Source organism: Shigella sp. SIG6 (assembly GCF_053555815.1).
This window is the reverse complement of sequence record NZ_JBQZXC010000001.1, coordinates 1-22,526: the sequence shown is the minus strand read 5'-3', so window position 1 is coordinate 22,526 and position 22,526 is coordinate 1. Positions and strand designations below refer to the sequence as shown.

Below are 22,526 nucleotides of genomic sequence, written 5' to 3'. Positions count from 1 at the left end.
TGTTGTACCACATTTTTTTCTAACACGCCCATCAGAATTAAGGGCAGAATCGGCCTGTTAAAAACCGCTGAAATTGCTCATCATTATGCAGGTGAGTTTCGCGTGTTCACGTCGCGTCGACGATTTGACGCACAAAAAAGGTGAAAAGTAGTTATGGTAAATGTTCGTCAGCCCAGGGATGTCGCACAAATTCTGCTTTCGGTGCTGTTTTTAGCCATCATGATTGTGGCATGTCTGTGGATTGTTCAACCCTTTATTCTCGGCTTTGCATGGGCCGGTACGGTGGTTATCGCCACCTGGCCGGTATTGTTACGTTTGCAAAAGATCATGTTTGGCCGCCGCTCTCTCGCCGTTCTGGTGATGACGCTGTTATTAGTGATGGTGTTTATCATCCCTATTGCTTTGCTGGTTAACAGTATCGTCGACGGCAGCGGCCCGCTAATTAAAGCCATTTCCAGCGGCGACATGACGTTACCCGATCTGGCGTGGCTTAATACCATTCCGGTGATTGGCGCGAAGCTGTATGCAGGCTGGCACAACTTGCTGGATATGGGGGGTACGGCGATCATGGCGAAAGTCCGCCCTTATATTGGCACCACCACCACCTGGTTCGTTGGGCAGGCGGCGCATATCGGGCGCTTTATGGTGCATTGTGCGCTGATGCTTCTCTTCTGTGCCCTGCTGTACTGGCGCGGTGAACAGGTGGCACAAGGCATTCGCCATTTTGCAACCCGTCTGGCAGGCGTTCGCGGAGATGCCGCCGTGCTGCTGGCGGCACAGGCTATCCGCGCGGTGGCGCTGGGTGTGGTGGTGACGGCGTTAGTACAGGCAGTGCTTGGCGGTATCGGCCTCGCCGTATCCGGCGTACCTTATGCAACGTTGCTAACGGTGTTAATGATCCTCTCCTGCCTTGTCCAGCTTGGCCCGTTGCCGGTACTGATTCCGGCGATTATCTGGCTCTACTGGACCGGCGATACCACCTGGGGAACGGTATTGTTAGTGTGGAGCGGTGTGGTTGGCACGCTGGATAACGTCATCCGCCCAATGTTAATTCGCATGGGTGCCGATTTACCGCTGATCCTGATCCTCTCTGGCGTTATTGGTGGTTTGATTGCTTTCGGGATGATCGGTCTGTTTATTGGTCCGGTTCTGTTAGCCGTTTCCTGGCGTCTGTTTGCCGCGTGGGTGGAAGAAGTCCCGCCGCCGACGGACCAACCGGAAGAAATTCTCGAAGAACTTGGCGAAATCGAGAAACCGAATAAGTAATTTCTCATCAGGCGGCTCTGCCGCCTGATTGTTAATCACCGCTAATTGATATTTGCTTGCTCTTCCCCATATTTTCCTGCTTACCGCCATTCAGCTGGTAGTACCTGTCGCAAATTCTTTACAGTTTTTAAACTAATGAGACGAATCTGATCGACGCAAAAAGTCCGTATGCCTACTATTAGCTCACGGTTATAAATCAACATATTGATTTATAAGCATGGAAATCCCCTGAGTGAAACAACGAATTGCTGTGTGTAGTCTTTGCCCATCTCCCACGATGGGCTTTTTTTTAACATTTTTCCGCTTCGCTACCTCGCCCCTCACTCTTTCCAATAATGTTGCACAAGATACTGTGACTCTCTTCAAGCCGTCAGCAGGCTGATAATGTTATTTATATTTTATTGTTTATTTCATGCAGCCATTACACGATGAACGCTTATGAACTCCAGGCACTCCGCCATATTTTTGCCATGACTATTGATGAATGCGCGACCTGGATTGCCCAGACCGGTGACAGTGAAAGCTGGCGTCAGTGGGAAAATGGCAAATGCGCCATTCCTGATTGTGTAGTCGAGCAACTGTTGGCTATGCGTCAGCAACGAAAAAAACATCTTCATGCCATCATAGAGAAAATAAATAACCGCATCGGCAACAACACCATGCGTTTTTTCCCCGACTTAACCGCGTTTCAACAAGTCTACCCTGATGGCAATTTTATTGACTGGAAGATCTATCAATCGGTAGCCGCTGAATTATATGCACACGATCTGGAGCGACTTTGTTAATTTTTCCACAGAAAGGAATTGTCGTTGTTACAACAATAATGAATGGATACTGACACAACATCGCTACACTTTTTAAAGCACCTTTGCTAAGTAGAACCTATGAAAAATCCCTATTACCCTACCGCACTTGGGTTGTATTTTAATTACCTGGTGCATGGTATGGGCGTCATTTTGATGAGCCTGAATATGGCCTCGCTGGAGACACTTTGGCAGACTAATGCCGCGGGTGTCTCGATAGTTATCTCATCGCTGGGCATTGGTCGATTAAGTGTCTTGCTTTTTGCAGGATTATTATCCGATCGCTTTGGTCGCCGCCCTTTTATCATGCTCGGGATGTGCTGCTATATGGCCTTCTTTTTTGGCATCCTGCAGACCAATAACATCATTATCGCTTATGTTTTTGGCTTTCTGGCGGGAATGGCAAACAGTTTTCTCGATGCAGGCACTTATCCCAGTTTGATGGAAGCTTTTCCACGCTCACCTGGGACAGCCAATATTTTAATTAAAGCATTTGTTTCCAGCGGACAATTTTTATTACCGCTAATCATTAGCCTGTTAGTGTGGGCTGAACTGTGGTTCGGTTGGTCCTTTATGATTGCTGCAGGCATTATGTTTATTAACGCTCTGTTTTTATACCGTTGTACGTTCCCACCCCATCCGGGTCGTCGCTTACCTGTCATAAAGAAAACCACCAGCTCTACGGAACATCGCTGTTCAATTATCGATTTAGCCAGTTATACCTTATATGGCTATATCTCAATGGCAACGTTTTATCTGGTTAGCCAGTGGCTGGCACAGTACGGACAATTTGTTGCAGGCATGTCATACACTATGTCGATCAAACTACTCAGTATCTACACCGTGGGTTCGCTGCTTTGTGTATTTATTACCGCTCCACTCATTCGTAATACCGTTCGCCCAACAACATTACTGATGCTGTACACCTTTATCTCATTTATTGCTCTGTTTACCGTCTGCCTGCATCCCACATTTTATGTGGTGATAATATTTGCTTTTGTCATTGGTTTTACCTCTGCTGGAGGTGTTGTGCAAATTGGCCTGACGTTAATGGCTGAACGTTTCCCTTACGCTAAAGGTAAAGCTACAGGGATCTATTACAGTGCGGGCAGTATTGCGACCTTTACTATTCCGTTGATTACGGCTCATCTGTCCCAAAGAAGTATTGCCGATATTATGTGGTTCGATACCGCCATCGCTGCCATCGGTTTTTTACTGGCACTGTTTATCGGCTTACGCAGCCGCAAAAAAACGCGGCATCACTCGCTAAAGGAAAATGTCGCTCCGGGTGGGTAATGCAATATTCTTTTCAGGTCATGCAAGATCTTACGGATAAATAACTCTTTCTGCGCTAACTAAGGAAAATCGCGATCAAAAACAAACTATGACATGCAATATTCCTGGAAACATAAACTTTATGCCATGTACCCAGGGAAAATCATCTTCAGTATAGTAATTATGTAAACCGTCGGAGAACAATACGTACGGTAACGAAATTATCTTTCAGCACGCCATTTATCCTGGCTGTTCTTTGTATTTACTTCAGCTATTTCCTGCACGGCATTAGTGTTATTACGCTTGCCCAAAATATGACATCTCTGGCAGAAAAGTTTTCCACTGACAACGCGGGCATTGCCTATTTAATTTCCGGTATCGGTTTGGGGCGATTGATCAGTATTTTATTCTTCGGTGTGATCTCCGATAAGTTTGGTCGTCGGGCGGTGATATTAATGGCAGTAATAATGTATCTGCTATTCTTCTTTGGTATTCCCGCTTGCCCGAATTTAACTCTCGCCTACGGTCTGGCAGTGTGCGTAGGTATCGCTAACTCAGCGCTGGATACGGGTGGCTACCCCGCGCTCATGGAATGCTTTCCGAAAGCCTCTGGTTCGGCGGTCATACTGGTTAAAGCGATGGTGTCATTTGGGCAAATGTTCTACCCAATGCTGGTGAGCTATATGTTGCTCAATAATATCTGGTACGGCTATGGGCTGATTATTCCGGGTATTCTGTTTGTACTGATCACGCTGATGCTGTTGAAAAGCAAATTCCCCAGCCAGTTGGTGGACGCCAGCGTAGCTAATGAATTACCGCAAATGAACAGCAAACCGTTAGTCTGGCTGGAAGGTGTTTCATCAGTACTGTTCGGTGTAGCCGCATTCTCGACCTTTTATGTGATTGTGGTGTGGATGCCCAAATATGCGATGGCTTTTGCTGGTATGTCAGAAGCTGAGGCATTAAAAACCATCTCTTATTACAGTATGGGCTCGTTGGTCTGTGTCTTTATTTTTGCCGCACTACTGAAAAAAATGGTCCGGCCCATCTGGGCTAATGTATTTAACTCTGCGCTGGCAACAATAACAGCTGCCATTATCTACCTGTACCCTTCTCCACTGGTGTGTAATGCCGGCGCCTTTGTTATCGGTTTCTCAGCAGCTGGCGGCATTTTACAGCTCGGTGTTTCGGTCATGTCAGAGTTTTTCCCCAAAAGCAAAGCCAAAGTCACCAGTATTTATATGATGATGGGTGGACTGGCTAACTTTGTTATTCCGCTGATTACCGGTTATCTGTCGAACATCGGCCTGCAATATATCATTGTTCTCGATTTTACTTTCGCGCTGCTGGCCCTGATTACCGCAATTATTGTTTTTAGCCGCTATTACCGCGTTTTTATTATTCCTGAGAATGATGTGCGGTTTGGCGAACGCAAATTTAGCACCCGGTTAAACACAATTAAGCATAGAGGTTAAAGGAGTTAATTATGGATGTTACCGCAAAATACGAATTGATTGGATTGATGGCTTATCCTATCCGCCACAGTTTATCGCCTGAAATGCAGAATAAAGCCTTAGAAAAAGCGGGATTGCCATTTACCTATATGGCCTTCGAAGTGGATAACGATAGCTTTCCCGGAGCAATTGAAGGATTAAAAGCCCTCAAAATGCGCGGAACTGGTGTGTGAATATGTTGATGAATTAACGCCAGCAGCCAAACTGGTGGGTGCCATCAACACCATCGTTAATGATGATGGCTATCTGCGTGGCTATAACACCGACGGCACGGGCCATATTCGCGCCATTAAAGAGAGCGGTTTTGATATCAAAGGCAAAACGATGGTGCTGTTAGGGGCCGGAGGTGCCTCAACGGTGATTGGCGCGCAGGGGGCAATTGAAGGTTTAAAAGAAATTAAACTCTTTAACCGTCGGGATGAGTTCTTCGATAAAGCCCTCGCCTTCGCGCAGCGGGTTAACGAAAACACCGATTGTGTCGTCACGGTTACCGATCTCGCCGATCAGCAAGTCTTTGCTGAAGCCCTGGCTTCCGCCGACATTTTAACCAATGGCACAAAAGTAGGTATGAAACCCCTTGAGAATGAATCATTGGTTAATGATATCAGTCTGTTACATCCGGGACTGCTGGTCACTGAATGCGTGTATAACCCGCATATGACGAAGTTATTGCAGCAGGCACAACAAGCTGGTTGCAAAACGATTGATGGATACGGCATGTTGTTGTGGCAAGGGGCTGAACAGTTCACGTTATGGACTGGCAAAGATTTCCCTCTGGAATATGTTAAACAGGTCATGGGGTTCGGTGCCTGACAGGCTGACCGCGTGCAGAAAGGGTAAAAAATGAAAACCGTAACTGTAAAAGATCTCGTCATTGGTGCGGGCGCACCTAAAATCATCGTCTCGCTGATGGCGAAAGATATCGCCCGCGTGAAATCCGAAGCTCTCGCCTATCGTGAAGCGGACTTTGATATTCTGGAATGGCGTGTGGACCACTTTGCCGACCTCTCCAATGTGGAGTCTGTCATGGCGGCGGCAAAAATTCTCCGTGAAACCATGCCAGAAAAACCGCTGCTGTTTACCTTCCGCAGTGCCAAAGAAGGCGGCGAGCAGGCGATTTCCACCGAGGCTTATATTGCTCTCAATCGTGCAGCCATCGACAGCGGCCTGGTTGATATGATCGATCTGGAGTTATTTACCGGCGATGATCAGGTCAAAGAAACCGTCGCCTACGCCCACGCGCATGATGTGAAAGTTGTCATGTCCAACCATGACTTCCATAAAACGCCGGAAGCCGAAGAAATCATTGCCCGTCTGCGCAAAATGCAGTCCTTCGACGCCGATATTCCTAAGATTGCGCTGATGCCGCAAAGTACCAGCGATGTGCTGACGTTGCTTGCCGCGACCCTGGAGATGCAGGAGCAGTATGCCGATCGTCCAATCATCACGATGTCGATGGCAAAAACTGGCGTAATTTCTCGTCTGGCTGGTGAAGTATTTGGCTCGGCGGCAACTTTTGGTGCGGTAAAAAAAGCCTCTGCGCCAGGGCAAATCTCGGTAAATGATTTGCGCACGGTATTAACTATTTTACATCAGGCATAAGCAATAATATTTCGGCGGAAATACCCTCCCCCGCCGAAATAAAAAAAGTATTTTTAACCGTATTTTATAAAAATATTTCGTGAGTCTCTGTGCGCTAATTCTCCATCTGGCGTAGGGAAAATCACACCTGAATCAGGAATTAACAATGAAACCTGTAAAACCACCTCGTATTAATGGACGAGTGCCGGTCCTGTCGGCACAGGAAGCGGTGAATTATATTCCCGACGAAGCAACACTTTGTGTGTTAGGCGCTGGCGGCGGTATTCTGGAAGCCACCACGTTAATTATTGCTCTTGCTGATAAATATAAACAGACTCAAACGCCACGTAATTTATCGATTATTAGTCCAACAGGGCTTGGCGATCGCGCCGACCGCGGTATTAGTCCGCTGGCGCAAGAAGGTCTGGTGAAATGGGCATTATGCGGTCACTGGGGACAATCGCCGCGTATTTCTGATCTCGCAGAACAAAATAAAATTATTGCTTATAACTATCCACAAGGTGTACTTACACAAACCTTACGCGCCGCCGCAGCCCACCAGCCTGGTATTATTAGTGATATTGGCATCGGGACATTTGTCGATCCACGCCAGCAAGGCGGCAAACTGAATGAAGTCACTAAAGAAGACCTGATTAAACTGGTCGAGTTTGATAACAAAGAATATCTCTATTACAAAGCGATTGCGCCAGATATCGCCTTCATTCGCGCTACCACCTGCGACAGCGAAGGCTACGCCACTTTTGAAGATGAGGTGATGTATCTCGACGCATTGGTTATTGCCCAGGCAGTGCACAATAACGGCGGTATTGTGATGATGCAGGTGCAGAAAATGGTTAAGAAAGCCACGCTGCATCCTAAATCTGTCCGTATTCCGGGTTATCTGGTGGATATTGTGGTGGTCGATCCGGATCAAACCCAACTGTATGGCGGTGCACCGGTTAACCGCTTTATTTCTGGTGACTTCACCCTTGATGACAGTACCAAACTTAGCCTGCCCCTAAACCAACGTAAATTAGTTGCGCGGCGCGCATTATTCGAAATGCGTAAAGGCGCGGTGGGGAATGTCGGCGTCGGTATTGCTGACGGCATTGGCCTGGTCGCTCGGGAAGAAGGTTGTGCTGATGACTTTATTCTGACGGTAGAAACAGGTCCGATTGGCGGAATTACTTCACAGGGTATCGCCTTCGGCGCGAACGTGAATACCCGCGCCATTCTGGATATGACGTCCCAGTTTGATTTTTATCACGGTGGTGGTCTGGATGTTTGTTATTTGAGTTTTGCTGAAGTCGACCAGCACGGTAACGTCGGCGTGCATAAATTCAATGGCAAAATCATGGGTACCGGTGGATTTATTGATATCAGTGCCACCTCGAAGAAAATTATTTTCTGCGGCACGTTAACTGCGGGCAGTTTAAAAACAGAAATTACCGACGGCAAATTAAATATCGTCCAGGAAGGACGGGTGAAGAAATTTATTCGGGAACTACCGGAAATTACTTTCAGCGGAAAAATCGCGCTCGAACGGGGACTGGATGTTCGTTACATCACCGAACGTGCTGTATTCACGCTGAAAGAAGACGGCCTGCATTTAATCGAAATCGCTCCTGGCGTCGATTTACAAAAAGATATTCTCGACAAAATGGATTTCACCCCAGTGATTTCGCCAGAACTCAAACTGATGGACGAAAGATTATTTATCGATGCGGCGATGGGTTTTGTCCTGCCTGAAGCGGCTCATTGACAGGAGTATCACGATGGATTTTTCTTTAACTGAAGAACAAGAACTGCTGCTGGCCAGTATTCGCGAGTTGATTACGACTAACTTTCCGGAAGAGTATTCCCGCACCTGCGATCAAAACGGGACATACCCGCGTGAGTTTATGCGGGCACTGGCGGATAACGGTATTTCCATGCTTGGTGTGCCGGAAGAGTTCGGCGGTATCCCTGCGGATTACGTTACCCAGATGCTGGCGCTGATGGAAGTGTCAAAATGCGGTGCTCCGGCATTTTTGATTACCAACGGTCAATGTATTCACAGTATGCGCCGTTTCGGTTCTGCAGAGCAGCTACGTAAAACGGCAGAAAGCACACTGGAAACGGGTGATCCCGCCTATGCCCTGGCGTTGACGGAGCCAGGCGCAGGCTCAGACAACAACAGTGCCACTACCACTTACACGCGTAAAAACGGCAAGGTTTACATCAACGGACAGAAAACCTTTATTACCGGTGCGAAAGAGTACCCGTATATGCTGGTGTTGGCGCGCGATCCGCAACCGAAAGATCCCAAAAAAGCCTTCACCCTGTGGTGGGTCGACTCCAGTAAGCCAGGCATTAAGATTAACCCGCTGCATAAAATCGGCTGGCATATGCTCAGCACCTGCGAAGTCTATCTCGACAACGTGGAAGTTGAAGAGAGCGACATGGTGGGCGAAGAAGGAATGGGTTTCCTCAATGTGATGTACAACTTTGAGATGGAGCGCCTGATCAACGCCGCGCGCAGCACCGGCTTTGCCGAGTGTGCCTTTGAAGATGCCGCTCGCTATGCCAACCAGCGTATCGCTTTTGGTAAACCCATTGGGCATAACCAGATGATCCAGGCAAAACTGGCGCTGATGGCGATTAAGATCGACAACATGCGCAACATGGTGCTGAAAGTGGCATGGCAAGCCGATCAGCATCAATCACTGCGCACCAGCGCGGCGCTGGCAAAACTGTACTGTGCACGTACCGCAATGGAAGTCATTGATGATGCGATTCAAATCATGGGCGGTCTGGGCTATACCGATGAGGCGCGCGTCTCCCGCTTCTGGCGTGATGTCCGTTGTGAACGTATCGGCGGCGGTACAGACGAAATTATGATTTACGTAGCAGGTCGGCAGATCCTGAAAGACTATCAGAACAAATAATCTGCAGGCGGCGCAGCTTTTTAACAAAGTGCGCCGCCAGATTTATCCGGCAAGACTTACCGGTTGAGGAAATTCAGATAAGATTTCTTGTTCCGCAAAACAATTTTTAAATTGCCTACGGTAATCGCTGGGCGAACAACCGACATGGCGCAAAAACAGTTTGGCAAAGTGATCGACATTTTCATAACCCACACGCCAGGAGATCTCTGCCTGTGATAATTCAGTATTAGTGAGTGACCATTTTGCTTCCGTCATACGCCGTTGAATAACATAGTTAATAGGGGAAATACGATACTCTTTGGTAAATTCATGGCAAATATAACTGACGCTGGCACGAAATTTTTTCGATAACTGTTCTAAAGTGATTTTTTCGCGATAATTATTATTCAGATAGAAAAGAATATCTTTTATCAGAACATCTTTTTTAATATACCCCTGCTCCGAACGATAAGCATTTTTAAAGTTTTCGTAGTAAAGAATTGCTAATGTATAGGCAAATGCATCCCATAACGAAGATGTTTGGCTATTTTTACTTTGCGGCAAAATCACACTTAGCTCATTAAATAAGGTTTTTATGACTTCTTTTCCCTGCCCCGCGGCAATTACCGGACAAGAATGCGGTTGCAGTAACTGATTTTCCTCAGCCCCCTGAAACTGAAAGCCGTACAGCGCACAGGTACACGTCGTTGCCGGATCGTTAACGTCAGAGGCCACCGCATGCAGCCTGCCGCGTTCTATCACCACAATGTCATCCGCATGTGCGACATATAACGAAGAATCGATGGTAAACCTTGCAACCCCTTTCTTGACGTAAATCAGCTCGGTTTCATTGTCATGAACGTGATGTCCAGACTCCCATTTTGGATCATCGCTAAATGCAAAACGTGAAAGCCGTGGCGTTTTACCGGCGACAAACAGCGTTTCACTGGCATTATCAAAACAGCGTTGATACATGACAACCTCCCTATTCCATGAGCAAGCAAAAACAATATATGCCGGATAAAATACGGCGTGTATTGCGGTTATACAACCGCGTTTAGCGAGAGCTAAACAAGATTATTTACACTGAATGCAAGATTGTACGGTCATGGAATAACTATATTGCCGCAAATTGCACTTTTGTTTTAGCAATCGCATTTTTTTTGCAAGATTGTTGGCAAGGAAAACAGCTTGCTCCGTCGAAACCCCCGCACCGCTATCGCACACTATTTTCAGGCCATTTTTACCTTCCATCGGAGATGGTTCCGTATGCGACTCACAGGAGAAATCATGAAAATAATAACCTGCTTTAAGCTGGTGCCTGAAGAACAGGACATTGTTGTCACTCCAGAATACACCCTGAATTTCGACAATGCCGACGCCAAAATCAGCCAGTTCGATCTCAATGCCATTGAAGCTGCAAGCCAGCTCGCAACAGATGACGATGAGATAGCCGCGCTGACCGTTGGCGGCTCATTGTTGCAGAACTCGAAAGTGCGCAAAGACGTGCTATCCCGCGGGCCGCACAGCCTGTATTTGGTGCAGGATGCGCAACTTGAACATGCACTGCCTCTCGATACCGCAAAAGCGCTGGCGGCAGCAATTGAAAAGATCGGCTTCGATTTACTGATCTTTGGTGAAGGTTCCGGCGACCTTTATGCCCAGCAGGTTGGCTTGCTGGTCGGAGAAATTCTGCAACTTCCGGTGATTAATGCAGTGAGTGCTATTCAGCGTCAGGGCAATACACTGGTGATTGAACGCACGCTTGAAGATGATGTTGAAGTTATTGAACTCTCTGTTCCAGCCGTGCTCTGCGTCACCTCCGATATTAACGTGCCACGCATTCCTTCGATGAAAGCCATTCTCGGCGCGGGTAAAAAACCGGTAAATCAGTGGCAGGCAAGTGATATTGACTGGAGCCAGAGCGCGCCACTTGCTGAACTGGTCGGCATTCGCGTACCGCCGCAAACAGAACGTAAGCACATCATTCTCGATAACGATTCGCCGGAGGCCATTGCCGAGCTGGCGGAACATCTGAAGAAAGCCCTGAACTGAAGCCTACGGAGAAGAAACGATGAATCAATTAAACAGCGTCTGGGTCTTTAGCGATAATCCTGAACGTTATGCTGAACTGTTTGGCGGCGCTCAGCAATGGGGCCAACAGGTGTATGCCATTGTACAAAATACCGACCAGGCGCAGGCAGTTATGCCTTATGGTCCAAAATGTATTTATGTTCTTGAGCAAAACGACGCGCTGCAACGCACTGAAAATTACGCCGAAAGCATTGCTGCCCTGCTGAAAGATAAACACCCCGCTATGTTGCTGTTGGCCGCGACGAAACGTGGTAAAGCTCTGGCAGCACGGTTAAGTGTGCAACTGAATGCGGCGCTGGTGAACGATGCCACGGCGGTGGATATTGTCGATGGTCACATTTGCGCCGAACACCGGATGTATGGCGGGTTAGCGTTCGCTCAGGAAAAGATCAACACCCCGCTGGCGATCATTACCCTTGCACCCGGTGTTCAGGAACCGTGCACCAGTGATACCTCTCATCAGTGCCCGACAGAAACGGTACCTTATGTTGCTCCGCGTCATGAAATTCTCTGTCGCGAACGCCGTGCGAAAGCCGCAAGCAGCGTGGACCTGAGCAAAGCAAAACGTGTGGTTGGCGTCGGTCGTGGTCTGGCGGCGCAGGATGACCTGAAAATGGTCCACGAACTGGCGGCGGTGCTGAATGCTGAAGTCGGCTGTTCACGTCCAATTGCCGAAGGCGAGAACTGGATGGAGCGTGAACGTTATATCGGTGTCTCCGGCGTGTTGCTGAAATCCGATCTCTACCTGACGCTGGGGATCTCCGGGCAGATCCAACATATGGTTGGCGGCAACGGCGTAAAAGTGATTGTCGCCATCAATAAAGATAAAAATGCGCCAATCTTCAACTATGCCGACTACGGTCTGGTGGGCGATATCTACAAAGTCGTCCCTGCCCTGATTAGCCAGTTGAGCCGCTAATTCCCCTTTCAACCACATCTCCCGCTGTAAACGCAGCGGGAAGGGAGCATAACGCATGTCGGATGACAAATTTGATGCCATTGTGGTCGGTGCGGGCGTTGCTGGTAGCGTTGCCCCACTGGTCATGGCACGAGCCGGGCTGGATGTCCTGGTGATAGAACGCGGCGACAGTGCCGGATGTAAAAACATGACCGGCGGGCGTCTTTATGCCCACACACTTGAAGCAATCATTCCAGGCTTTGCAGTATCAGCGCCGGTAGAACGCAAGGTCACACGCGAGAAAATCTCCTTCTTAACCGAAGAAAGCGCCGTTACCCTCGATTTTCACCGCGAGCAACCAGATGTTCCGCAACACGCATCTTATACCGTATTGCGTAATCGTCTGGACCCGTGGTTGATGGAACAAGCCGAGCAGGCGGGCGCGCAGTTTATCCCAGGCGTTCGCGTCGACGCGCTGGTTCGTGAAGGAAACAAGGTCACTGGCGTGCAGGCTGGGGATGATATTCTCGAAGCGAATGTGGTGATTCTGGCTGATGGCGTTAACTCGATGCTTGGCCGCTCGCTGGGAATGGTTCCCGCTTCCGATCCGCATCATTACGCTGTTGGTGTTAAAGAGGTTATTGGCCTCACACCAGAACAGATCAACGATCGCTTTAATATTACGGGCGAGGAAGGTGCCGCCTGGCTGTTTGCCGGTTCCCCTTCTGACGGCCTGATGGGCGGGGGATTTCTCTATACCAACAAGGATTCCATATCCTTGGGGCTGGTTTGTGGATTGGGTGATATCGCCCATGCGCAAAAAAGCGTGCCGCAAATGCTGGAAGATTTTAAACAACACCCCGCCATTCGCCCGCTGATTAGCGGCGGCAAACTGCTTGAATATTCCGCGCATATGGTGCCGGAAGGCGGTCTGGCAATGGTGCCGCAACTGGTTAACGAGGGCGTGATGATCGTTGGTGACGCCGCAGGCTTCTGCCTGAATTTGGGTTTTACGGTCCGCGGCATGGATTTAGCCATTGCATCGGCTCAGGCTGCCGCCACAACGGTGATCGCCGCCAAAGAACGCGCGGATTTCTCCGCCAACAGTCTGGCGCAATACAAACGTGAGCTGGAACAAAGCTGCGTCATGCGTGATATGCAGCATTTTCGCAAGATCCCGGCGCTGATGGAAAACCCGCGCCTGTTTAGCCAATACCCACGAATGGTAGCCGACATCATGAACGAGATGTTCACCATTGACGGCAAACCAAACCAGCCGGTACGCAAAATGATCATGGGACACGCGAAGAAAATTGGGCTGATCAACTTGCTGAAAGATGGCATTAAGGGAGCAACCGCGCTATGAGCCAGAACGCTACGGTTAACGTCGACATCAAATTAGGCGTCAATAAATTCCATGTTGATGAGGGCCACCCGCATATCATTCTGACGGAAAATCCCGATATCAATGAATTCCGTAAATTAATGAAAGCCTGCCCTGCCGGACTTTATAAGCAGGATGACGTAGGAAACATTCATTTTGATCCCGCCGGTTGTCTGGAGTGCGGCACCTGTCGGGTGCTGTGCGGTAACACTATTCTCGAACAGTGGCAATATCCCGCAGGCACCTTCGGTATTGATTTTCGCTACGGCTAATCATGCATCCCACAGGCCCGCAACTCGGGCCTGATGTTCTGTTTCGAGAGTCCAAAATGAAAGTGACATTAACGTTTAACGAACAACGTCGTGCGGCGTATCGTCAGCAAGGGCTATGGGGCGATGCTTCACTGGCCGATTACTGGCAGCAGACCGCTCGTGCGATGCCAGACAAAATTGCCGTGGTCGATAATCATGGTGCATCGTACACCTATAGCGCGCTCGATCACGCCGCGAGCTGTCTGGCAAACTGGATGTTAGCGAAGGGTATTGAATCAGGCGATCGCATCGCATTTCAACTGCCTGGCTGGTGTGAATTTACCGTTATCTATCTTGCCTGCCTGAAAATCGGTGCGGTTTCCGTGCCGCTGTTGCCTTCCTAGCGGGAAGCAGAACTGGTGTGGGTGCTCAATAAGTGTCAGGCAAAAATGTTCTTTGCACCGACGTTGTTTAAACAAACGCGTCCGGTAGATTTAATCCTGCCGCTGCAAAATCAGCTTCCACAACTACAACAAATTGTCGGCGTGGACAAACTGGCTCCCGCCACCTCTTCCCTCTCATTAAGTCAGATTATCGCCGACAATATCCCACTGACCACGGCGATAACGACCCACGGCGATGAATTAGCTGCGGTGCTGTTTACCTCCGGAACTGAGGGTCTGCCAAAGGGCGTGATGCTAACGCATAACAATATTCTCGCCAGTGAGCGGGCTTATTGCGCGCGGCTGAATCTGACCTGGCTGGATGTCTTTATGATGCCTGCGCCACTTGGTCACGCAACGGGCTTTCTGCATGGCGTAACGGCACCATTCTTAATTGGCGCTCGCAGCGTGTTGTTAGATATTTTCACTCCTGATGCGTGTCTCGCGCTGCTTGAGCAGCAGCGTTGCACCTGTATGCTAGGCGCAACGCCGTTTGTCTATGATCTTTTGAATTTACTAGAGAAACAACCCGCAGACCTTTCAGCGCTGCGCTTCTTTCTTTGCGGCGGTACCACAATCCCCAAAAAAGTGGCGCGCGAATGCCAGCAGCGCAGCATTAAATTATTAAGTGTTTATGGTTCCACAGAAAGTTCGCCGCATGCGGTGGTGAATCTCGATAATTCTTTGTCGCGCTTTATGCATACCGATGGTTACGCTGCCGCAGGTGTAGAGATTAAAGTGGTCGATGACGCACGCAAGACCTTACCGCCAGGTTGCGAAGGTGAAGAAGCATCGCGTGGCCCCAATGTGTTTATGGGGTATTTTGATGAACCTGAATTAACCGCCCGTGCGCTGGATGAAGAAGGCTGGTATTACAGCGGCGATCTCTGCCGTATGGATGAGGCTGGCTATATAAAAATTACCGGACGCAAAAAAGATATTATTGTCCGCGGCGGCGAAAATATTAGCAGCCGTGAAGTGGAAGATATTTTATTGCAGCATCCTAAAATTCACGATGCCTGTGTGGTTGCAATGCCCGATGAACGTTTAGGTGAACGATCATGCGCTTATGTCGTGCTGAAAGCGCCGCATCATTCATTATCGCTGGAAGAGATGGTGGCTTTTTTTAGCCGTAAACGGGTCGCAAAATATAAATATCCTGAACATATCGCGGTAATCGAAAAACTACCGCGTACTGCCTCAGATAAAATACAAAAGTTTTTGTTAAGAAAAGATATTATACGGCGATTAACGCAGGATGTCTGTGAAGAGATTGAATAAGTTTCATCTTCGGGGATCACATAACCCCGGCGACTGAACGCCGCCGGGGATTTATTTTATTTCTTCAGTTCAGCCAGGCTTAACCAGGTTTGCACCACGGTGTCCGGGTTCAGAGACAGGCTATCGATCCCCTCTTCCATCAACCATGCGGCAAAGTCTTCGTGGTCGGACGGACCCTGACCGCAAATCCCGACATATTTGCCCTGTTTCTTCGCGGCACGGATAGCCATCGACAGCAGTGCTTTCACCGCATCGTTGCGCTCATCGAACAATTCAGACACCACGCCGGAGTCACGGTCCAGACCGAGCGCCAGCTGCGTCATATCGTTTGAGCCAATTGAGAAGCCGTCGAAATATTCGAGGAACTGCTCGGCCAGCAAGGCGTTGGACGGGATTTCACACATCATGATGATTTTCAGCCCGTTCTCGCCACGTTTCAGCCCCTGACGCGCCAGTTCTTCAACCACCGCTTTCGCCTGATCTACGGTACGCACGAACGGGATCATGATCTCAACGTTGGTCAGCCCCATGTCGTTGCGCACACGTTTCACTGCTTCACACTCCAGTGCGAAGCAGTCGCGGAAGCTGTCGGAAACATAGCGGCCCGCGCCACGGAAGCCGAGCATCGGGTTCTCTTCATCTGGCTCGTAACGCTCACCACCGACCAGGTTGGCATATTCGTTCGATTTAAAATCAGAGAGACGGACAATGACGCGCTTCGGATAAAACGCGGCACCCAGCGTCGCGATCCCTTCAGTCAGACGACCAACGTAAAATTCACGCGGAGAATCAAAACCTTTCATCATCTCGCGGATTTCGTTTTGCAACTGCGGTTCCTGATCGTCAAACTCAAGCAGTGCGCGTGGGTGGACGCCAATCATACGGTTGATGATAAATTCCAGACGCGCAAGGCCCACGCCTTCGCTCGGCAGGCAGGCGAAGTCGAAAGCACGGTCCGGGTTACCGACGTTCATCATCACTTTCAACGGCAGATCCGGCATCGTTTCTACGCTGGAGCTTTTCACGCTAAATTCCAGCAACTCCGCATAGACGTAACCGGTATCACCTTCGGCACAAGAAACAGTGACGTTCTCACCGTCTTTCATCCGTTCTGTTGCATCTCCACAGCCCACTACCGCCGGAATGCCCAGTTCACGAGCGATGATCGCCGCGTGACAGGTACGACCGCCACGGTTGGTGACGATGGCAGATGCTTTCTTCATGATCGGTTCCCAGTCCGGGTCGGTCATGTCAGTAACCAGCACGTCGCCAGGTTCGATGCGGTTCATTTCGCTGATGTCATGGATGACTTTCACCGGACCCGCGCCGATGCGATGACCGATAGCACGGCCTTCGGCGATAATCTTACCCTGTGAATGCAGCGTATAACGCTCCATGACCTGACCGCGTGAGCGCACGGTTTCCGGACGCGCCTGCACAATGAACAGTTTGCCGGTGTGGCCATCTTTCGCCCACTCAATATCCATTGGGCGACCGTAGTGTTTCTCAATTTGTACGGCCTGTTTTGCCAGTTCCTGCACTTCTTCGTTGGTCAGCGAGAAGATGTCACGCTGTTCCTGCGGTACGTCTTCGATTTTAACCTGCTTGCCGTGCTCCTGGGTCGGCGCGTAAACCATGCGGATTTTTTTCGACCCCATGGTGCGGCGCACGATAGCCGGGCGATTCGCCGCCAGTGTCGGTTTATGCACGTAAAACTCATCCGGGTTAACCGCACCCTGCACGACCATTTCCCCAAGGCCCCATGCGGAAGTGATAAACACCACCTGGTCAAAGCCGGATTCGGTATCAATGGAAAACATCACGCCAGAAGATGCGAGGTCGGAGCGCACCATCCGCTGAACACCGGCGGAGAGCGCCACGCCACGGTGATCGTAACCCTGGTGCACACGATAAGAGATGGCGCGATCGTTAAACAGAGAAGCAAATACATGTTTCACTGCCACGAGAACGGCGTCAAAACCCTGAACGTTGAGGAAGGTTTCCTGCTGACCGGCAAAGGAAGCGTCCGGCATGTCTTCTGCGGTGGCGGAGGAGCGTACCGCAAAAGAGGCGTTTTCGTCATCGGCGGAAAGCTGTGCATAGGCTTCGCGTATGGCGTTTTCCAGCTCAGGCTGGAAGGGAGTGTCGATAATCCACTGGCGGATTTGCGCGCCCGCTTTCGCAAGCTGAGTAACATCGTCAATATCCGTTTTATCCAGCAGTTCATAAATGCGCTGGTTTACGCCGCTTTGGTCCAGAAACTGGTTAAACGCGTCGGCGGTTGTGGCGAAACCATTCGGAACGGAAACACCCATTCCGGAAAGATTAGTAATCATTTCACCCAGGGAGGCATTTTTGCCCCCAACCCTGTCTACATCATTCATGCCGAGTTGGTTATACCAAAGCACCAGCGGTGACGAGCCATTGTTGGACATCGAACAATCCTTTTGTGATAAATGAACGGTTTGAGAAACACATTTCTGCGCATTTATCTTTGCATATTTAACCGGATGAAAAAAACGGTGAATCGTTCAAGCAAATATATTTTTTTACTTTTTAAGACTGATCCCAGCGTTGCGCAAACCTGCTCTATTCGACAATTTCCACATAAACCATCGGTATAAACGAAACCATAAAAATGAAATGCTGTTTTCATAAAAAATAAAATGAAGGTTCATTTTATAAGCCGGACATTACGTCCTACGCTTCTGTGCGTTTTTAATTTATGCTTTCATAGAATTATGTCTGCTTCACGGGAAGAACAAAATGGATAATGCTGTTGATCGCCACGTTTTTTATATTTCTGATGGTACGGCAATAACTGCGGAGGTATTAGGACACGCAGTAATGTCACAATTTCCCGTCACTATCAGCAGCATCACGCTGCCGTTTGTCGAAAATGAGAGCCGTGCACGGGCAGTGAAGGATCAGATTGACGCAATTTATCACCAGACAGGCGTGCGTCCGCTGGTCTTCTACTCCATCGTGTTGCCGGAGATTCGCGCCATCATCTTGCAAAGTGAAGGCTTTTGCCAGGATATCGTTCAGGCGCTGGTTGCCCCGCTACAACAAGAGATGAAACTGGATCCAACGCCGATTGCTCATCGTACCCATGGCCTTAACCCTAATAATCTCAATAAATATGATGCGCGCATTGCGGCGATTGATTACACCCTCGCCCACGATGACGGCATTTCGTTGCGCAATCTGGATCAGGCTCAGGTGATCCTGCTCGGTGTTTCTCGCTGTGGTAAAACCCCCACCAGTCTGTATCTGGCAATGCAATTTGGTATCCGCGCGGCAAACTACCCCTTTATTGCCGACGATATGGATAATCTGGTGCTACCCGCGTCGCTCAAACCGCTTCAGCATAAATTGTTCGGCCTGACTATCGACCCGGAACGTCTGGCGGCGATTCGCGAGGAACGTCGGGAGAACAGTCGCTATGCCTCGCTTCGTCAGTGCAGGATGGAAGTCGCGGAAGTGGAAGCCTTGTACCGTAAAAATCAGATCCCGTGGATTAACAGTACCAATTATTCGGTAGAAGAGATTGCCACCAAGATCCTCGATATCATGGGCCTTAGTCGCCGAATGTACTAGAGAACTAGTGCATTGGTTTGTTTTTTTGTTATCATGCTAACCACCCGGCGAGGTGTGACACACCTCGCACTTGAAATCAGCTGCGATTGGTTTATCGTGATGCGCATCACTTTCCGGTAGTCCTGCCGTAGAAGCAACAAATTTCTGAGACTTGTAATGAACAGAACTGACGAACTCCGTACTGCGCGTATTGAGAGCCTGGTAACGCCCGCCGAACTCGCGCTACGGTATCCCGTAACGCCTGGCGTCGCCACCCATGTCACCGACTCCCGCCGCAGAATTGAAAAAATACTGAATGGTGAAGATAAGCGACTGTTGGTCATTATTGGCCCCTGCTCGATCCACGATCTCACCGCTGCAATGGAGTACGCCACCCGTCTGCAGTCGCTGCGCAACCAGTACCAGTCACGGCTGGAAATCGTAATGCGCACCTATTTTGAAAAACCACGAACTGTTGTCGGCTGGAAAGGGCTAATCTCCGATCCGGATTTAAACGGCAGCTATCGGGTAAATCACGGTCTGGAGCTGGCGCGCAAATTACTTTTACAGGTAAATGAGCTGGGTGTCCCTACCGCGACTGAGTTCCTCGATATGGTGACAGGTCAGTTTATTGCTGATTTAATCAGTTGGGGCGCGATTGGCGCTCGTACTACCGAAAGTCAGATCCACCGCGAAATGGCTTCAGCACTCTCCTGTCCGGTAGGTTTTAAAAATGGTACCGATGGCAACACGCGGATTGCCGTGGATGCTATCCGCGCAGCCCGCGCCAGCCATATGTTCCTCTCGCCAGACAAAAATGGTCAGATGACCATCTATCAGACCAGCGGCAACCCGTATGGCCACATTATTATGCGTGGCGGCAAAAAACCGAATTATCATGCCGATGATATCGCCGCAGCCTGCGATACGCTGCACGAGTTTGATTTACCTGAACATCTGGTGGTGGATTTCAGCCACGGTAACTGCCAGAAGCAGCACCGTCGCCAGTTAGAAGTTTGTGAGGATATTTGTCAGCAAATCCGCAATGGCTCTACGGAGATTGCTGGAATTATGGCGGAAAGTTTCCTGCGCGAAGGAACGCAAAAAATCGTCGGCGGTCAGCCGCTCACTTACGGTCAATCCATTACCGACCCGTGTCTGGGCTGGGAAGATACCGAACGCCTGGTCGAAAAACTCGCCTCTGCGGTAGATACCCGCTTCTGAATGCGTGCCCATTCCTGATGGGATGGGCATTTCTGCGCAACTTGTTGTCTTCTCAACACATTACTGCTTGCTCTGGCCTGCCATAATATTGATAATAAGAATCATTGTTATATCAATTATTATTAATTTTTATGCGTTATACGGATAGCAGAAAACTCACGCCTGAAACGGATGCCAATCACAAGACCGCTTCCCCGCAGCCCATCCGGCGAATTACCAGCCAGACACTGTTAGGTCCGGATGGCAAACTGATTATCGATCATGACGGGCAAGAATATCTGCTCCGTAAAACTCAGGCTGGCAAGCTGCTGTTAACTAAGTAGCCTTTAACTCGAGCAGCTGACTTCCAGCCGTTTACCCCAGTCAGGTGGACGACTGACATAGTCATCATCTCTGTCGCTGAAAGGATTTCGCAACGCCTCATGCAGGCGGTGCAATTCCATCATATCACCCTTTTCTGCCGCTTCAATCGCCCGTTGCGCCAACCAGTTGCGCAATACCAGAGCTGGGTTAACGCTTTGCATCAGTTGCTGACGCTCACTATCGCTAACCTCGTCTTGTTGCAAACGCCCCCGATAACGGGCAAACCAGTCATCAAATGCCGCACGATCAATAAACTCATCACGTAGCGGTGACGCCGCGCTGTGCTGCTCGGTCAGACTCAGCATGCGGAATGTGCGGGTATAATCGCTGCGCTCTCGCGCCATCAGACTGAATAATTCATTCAGTAGCGCGTTATCCTCTTTTTGCTCCGTCATGAAGCCTAGTTTCTGCCGCATCCGTTGTCCATAATGCGTCAACAAAACCTGCTGATAGCTGTCCAGGGCCTCATTCAGGGCATCTACGGCAACAAATGGTGACAATGTCTGCGCCAGACGCTGTAAATTCCACAACGCGACAGCAGGTTGATTATCAAAGCTATAACGCCCTTGATGATCCGAGTGATTACAAATAAAACCGGGTTCGTAATCATCAAGAAAACCAAACGGCCCGTAATCAAGCGTCAGTCCCAGCAGCGACATGTTGTCGGTATTCATCACCCCATGTGCAAAGCCGACCGTCTGCCATTGGGCAATTAACGACGCGGTACGTGCGACAACATCGTTAAACCAGAGACGGTATTTGTCCTCATCGTCTTCAAGATGTGACCAGTAATGACGAATGGCAAAGTCAGCCAACTGACGAACCTTTTCCGGCTCGCGGCGATAGTAAAAATGTTCGAAATGACCAAAGCGCAGATGACTTGGTGCCACACGCATCAGCATCGCGCCTGGCTCCACCGTTTCCCGATACACTGGCGAATCGCTGGTGACGATACTTAACGCGCGGGTCGTCGGAATGCCCAGATAATGCATCGCCTCACTGGCGAGACTTTCTCGTATCGTCGAACGTAAAACCGCCCGTCCATCACCCATTCGCGAATAAGGCGTCAGGCCAGCACCTTTCAGATGCCAGTCCATTGTAGTGCCATCAGCAAGCAGTTGTTCGCCAAGTAAAATGCCGCGCCCATCACCCAGTTGGCCCGCCCAGACGCCGAACTGATGACCACTGTAAACCTGTGCCAGTGGTGACATACCAGGCAGTAGGGTTTCGCCGCCCCAGACACCTGCGGCATTTTTAAACAGCGACGATGGAATACTCAGCGTGTTAGCGAGTTCGGTATTATGCCAAATCAGCCGGGCATTATTTAAAGGCGTAGGGGAAAGTGCTGTATAGGTTTCTGGCAATTCATCGCGCCAGCGGGTAATAAAAGACAGGGTCATAGATCCTATCTGTTTGATAGTGTAGACGGTTACTCTCGTCTTAAACACCAGCAAACAGGAAGGTTATCGCTGAACCAACGTCGTTATCTGATTTATAGGAACGGCAGGCCACAGGCATCCCTGGAGAGCATGGAAATCGAAGGGGGTAATCTGTGCCAATATTTCTGGCGTATCAATGCCCCCCGCGATGATGCAATTGCAACAAGGGGAAATTTGCGCCTGGATCGCACGAATAAACGGTTCGAAGGAGCGATGCGTGATTTG

The 22,526-nt window shown here is 49.5% G+C and carries 17 protein-coding genes, 1 other RNA gene and 3 pseudogenes; 17 read left to right on the top strand and 4 right to left on the bottom strand.

Annotated elements, in window-relative coordinates; genetic code table 11:
• Window positions 1–153 precede the first annotated feature (153 nt).
• The 9 genes and pseudogenes from ydiK (at window position 154) to ACUU1M_RS00065 (ending at window position 9,366) form a co-directional block, all read left to right on the top strand.
• Complete coding sequence (ydiK, locus tag ACUU1M_RS00105; RefSeq protein ID WP_000248626.1) at window positions 154–1,266, top strand: AI-2E family transporter YdiK; 1,113 nt, start codon at window positions 154–156, stop codon at window positions 1,264–1,266.
• Between the two features lie 185 nt (window positions 1,267–1,451).
• Window positions 1,452–1,559: antisense sRNA RprA (gene rprA / locus ACUU1M_RS00100), an RNA gene on the top strand.
• A 135-nt stretch (window positions 1,560–1,694) separates the two neighbouring features.
• A complete protein-coding gene (locus tag ACUU1M_RS00095; protein ID WP_001301287.1) occupies window positions 1,695–2,051 on the top strand; it encodes a YdiL family protein in 357 nt (118 codons plus the stop codon).
• Window positions 2,052–2,150: 99 nt separating this feature from the next.
• Window positions 2,151–3,365 carry an MFS transporter gene (locus tag ACUU1M_RS00090; RefSeq protein ID WP_000795599.1) on the top strand — a complete coding sequence of 405 codons (1,215 nt, stop codon included), beginning with the start codon at window positions 2,151–2,153 and terminating at the stop codon, window positions 3,363–3,365.
• A 182-nt stretch (window positions 3,366–3,547) separates the two neighbouring features.
• Window positions 3,548–4,819, top strand: coding sequence for an MFS transporter (locus ACUU1M_RS00085; RefSeq protein ID WP_032157081.1), 1,272 nt, complete (start codon window positions 3,548–3,550; stop codon window positions 4,817–4,819).
• A gap of 11 nt (window positions 4,820–4,830) precedes the next feature.
• Window positions 4,831–5,671: pseudogene (gene ydiB, locus ACUU1M_RS00080) on the top strand (quinate/shikimate dehydrogenase).
• A gap of 30 nt (window positions 5,672–5,701) precedes the next feature.
• The gene (aroD, locus tag ACUU1M_RS00075; RefSeq protein WP_000860162.1) at window positions 5,702–6,460 is read left to right on the top strand and encodes a type I 3-dehydroquinate dehydratase; all 759 of its coding nucleotides are present in this window, start codon (window positions 5,702–5,704) and stop codon (window positions 6,458–6,460) included.
• Window positions 6,461–6,605: 145 nt separating this feature from the next.
• The gene (locus tag ACUU1M_RS00070; RefSeq protein ID WP_000805633.1) at window positions 6,606–8,201 is read left to right on the top strand and encodes an acyl CoA:acetate/3-ketoacid CoA transferase; all 1,596 of its coding nucleotides are present in this window, start codon (window positions 6,606–6,608) and stop codon (window positions 8,199–8,201) included.
• Window positions 8,202–8,214: 13 nt separating this feature from the next.
• Window positions 8,215–9,366 carry an acyl-CoA dehydrogenase gene (locus ACUU1M_RS00065; RefSeq protein ID WP_000347865.1) on the top strand — a complete coding sequence of 384 codons (1,152 nt, stop codon included), beginning with the start codon at window positions 8,215–8,217 and terminating at the stop codon, window positions 9,364–9,366.
• A gap of 42 nt (window positions 9,367–9,408) precedes the next feature.
• On the opposite strand, the gene ACUU1M_RS00060 is transcribed toward ACUU1M_RS00065, so the two are convergent.
• Window positions 9,409–10,320, bottom strand: coding sequence for an AraC family transcriptional regulator (locus ACUU1M_RS00060; protein ID WP_000284798.1), 912 nt, complete (start codon window positions 10,318–10,320; stop codon window positions 9,409–9,411).
• 315 nt (window positions 10,321–10,635) lie between these two features.
• Here ACUU1M_RS00060 and ACUU1M_RS00055 point away from each other — a divergent pair, with 315 nt between their 5' ends.
• From ACUU1M_RS00055 to fadK, 5 genes and pseudogenes are all read left to right on the top strand, one after another.
• Window positions 10,636–11,400: an electron transfer flavoprotein gene (locus tag ACUU1M_RS00055; protein WP_000692136.1), complete on the top strand. Its 765-nt coding sequence runs from the start codon at window positions 10,636–10,638 to the stop codon at window positions 11,398–11,400.
• Between the two features lie 19 nt (window positions 11,401–11,419).
• Complete coding sequence (locus ACUU1M_RS00050; RefSeq protein WP_001072709.1) at window positions 11,420–12,358, top strand: electron transfer flavoprotein subunit alpha; 939 nt, start codon at window positions 11,420–11,422, stop codon at window positions 12,356–12,358.
• A 55-nt stretch (window positions 12,359–12,413) separates the two neighbouring features.
• Window positions 12,414–13,703, top strand: coding sequence for an FAD-dependent oxidoreductase (locus ACUU1M_RS00045; protein WP_001278544.1), 1,290 nt, complete (start codon window positions 12,414–12,416; stop codon window positions 13,701–13,703).
• Window positions 13,700–13,993 (top strand): ferredoxin family protein, encoded by a 294-nt coding sequence (locus ACUU1M_RS00040; protein WP_000081083.1) that lies wholly within the window; start codon window positions 13,700–13,702, stop codon window positions 13,991–13,993. Before ACUU1M_RS00045 ends, ACUU1M_RS00040 begins: the two co-directional genes overlap by 4 nt.
• Window positions 13,994–14,049: 56 nt before the next feature.
• Window positions 14,050–15,696: pseudogene (gene fadK, locus ACUU1M_RS00035) on the top strand (medium-chain fatty-acid--CoA ligase).
• A 56-nt stretch (window positions 15,697–15,752) separates the two neighbouring features.
• On the opposite strand, the gene ppsA reads toward fadK, so the two are convergent.
• Window positions 15,753–18,131 (bottom strand): phosphoenolpyruvate synthase, encoded by a 2,379-nt coding sequence (gene ppsA, locus ACUU1M_RS00030; protein ID WP_000069384.1) that lies wholly within the window; start codon window positions 18,129–18,131, stop codon window positions 15,753–15,755.
• A gap of 331 nt (window positions 18,132–18,462) precedes the next feature.
• On the opposite strand from ppsA, the gene ppsR reads away from it, so the two are divergent.
• From ppsR to hemP, 3 genes are all read left to right on the top strand, one after another.
• Window positions 18,463–19,296: a posphoenolpyruvate synthetase regulatory kinase/phosphorylase PpsR gene (gene ppsR / locus ACUU1M_RS00025; RefSeq protein WP_000368046.1), complete on the top strand. Its 834-nt coding sequence runs from the start codon at window positions 18,463–18,465 to the stop codon at window positions 19,294–19,296.
• 156 nt (window positions 19,297–19,452) lie between these two features.
• Entirely contained in the window at window positions 19,453–20,499 is a 1,047-nt protein-coding gene (gene aroH, locus ACUU1M_RS00020; RefSeq protein WP_001082231.1) for a 3-deoxy-7-phosphoheptulonate synthase AroH, read from the top strand.
• Between the two features lie 131 nt (window positions 20,500–20,630).
• Complete coding sequence (gene hemP, locus ACUU1M_RS00015; RefSeq protein WP_001270810.1) at window positions 20,631–20,822, top strand: hemin uptake protein HemP; 192 nt, start codon at window positions 20,631–20,633, stop codon at window positions 20,820–20,822.
• Window positions 20,823–20,825: 3 nt separating this feature from the next.
• Here the strand turns inward: hemP and selO are convergent, their stop codons facing one another.
• Both selO and ydiV read right to left on the bottom strand, forming a co-directional pair.
• Complete coding sequence (gene selO, locus ACUU1M_RS00010) at window positions 20,826–22,262, bottom strand: protein adenylyltransferase SelO (protein WP_000175623.1); 1,437 nt, start codon at window positions 22,260–22,262, stop codon at window positions 20,826–20,828.
• A 63-nt stretch (window positions 22,263–22,325) separates the two neighbouring features.
• A pseudogene (gene ydiV / locus ACUU1M_RS00005) lies at window positions 22,326–22,526 on the bottom strand (anti-FlhDC factor); the annotation flags it as partial.

Coding starts and splice junctions, on each gene's coding strand:
- ydiK (WP_000248626.1), top strand. CDS start 154: ATGGTAAATGTTCGTCAGCCCAGGGATGTCGCACAAATTCTGCTTTCG.
- ACUU1M_RS00095 (WP_001301287.1), top strand. CDS start 1,695: ATGAACGCTTATGAACTCCAGGCACTCCGCCATATTTTTGCCATGACT.
- ACUU1M_RS00090 (WP_000795599.1), top strand. CDS start 2,151: ATGAAAAATCCCTATTACCCTACCGCACTTGGGTTGTATTTTAATTAC.
- aroD (WP_000860162.1), top strand. CDS start 5,702: ATGAAAACCGTAACTGTAAAAGATCTCGTCATTGGTGCGGGCGCACCT.
- ACUU1M_RS00070 (WP_000805633.1), top strand. CDS start 6,606: ATGAAACCTGTAAAACCACCTCGTATTAATGGACGAGTGCCGGTCCTG.
- ACUU1M_RS00065 (WP_000347865.1), top strand. CDS start 8,215: ATGGATTTTTCTTTAACTGAAGAACAAGAACTGCTGCTGGCCAGTATT.
- ACUU1M_RS00060 (WP_000284798.1), bottom strand. CDS start 10,320: ATGTATCAACGCTGTTTTGATAATGCCAGTGAAACGCTGTTTGTCGCC.
- ACUU1M_RS00055 (WP_000692136.1), top strand. CDS start 10,636: ATGAAAATAATAACCTGCTTTAAGCTGGTGCCTGAAGAACAGGACATT.
- ACUU1M_RS00050 (WP_001072709.1), top strand. CDS start 11,420: ATGAATCAATTAAACAGCGTCTGGGTCTTTAGCGATAATCCTGAACGT.
- ACUU1M_RS00045 (WP_001278544.1), top strand. CDS start 12,414: ATGTCGGATGACAAATTTGATGCCATTGTGGTCGGTGCGGGCGTTGCT.
- ACUU1M_RS00040 (WP_000081083.1), top strand. CDS start 13,700: ATGAGCCAGAACGCTACGGTTAACGTCGACATCAAATTAGGCGTCAAT.
- ppsA (WP_000069384.1), bottom strand. CDS start 18,131: ATGTCCAACAATGGCTCGTCACCGCTGGTGCTTTGGTATAACCAACTC.
- ppsR (WP_000368046.1), top strand. CDS start 18,463: ATGGATAATGCTGTTGATCGCCACGTTTTTTATATTTCTGATGGTACG.
- aroH (WP_001082231.1), top strand. CDS start 19,453: ATGAACAGAACTGACGAACTCCGTACTGCGCGTATTGAGAGCCTGGTA.
- hemP (WP_001270810.1), top strand. CDS start 20,631: ATGCGTTATACGGATAGCAGAAAACTCACGCCTGAAACGGATGCCAAT.
- selO (WP_000175623.1), bottom strand. CDS start 22,262: ATGACCCTGTCTTTTATTACCCGCTGGCGCGATGAATTGCCAGAAACC.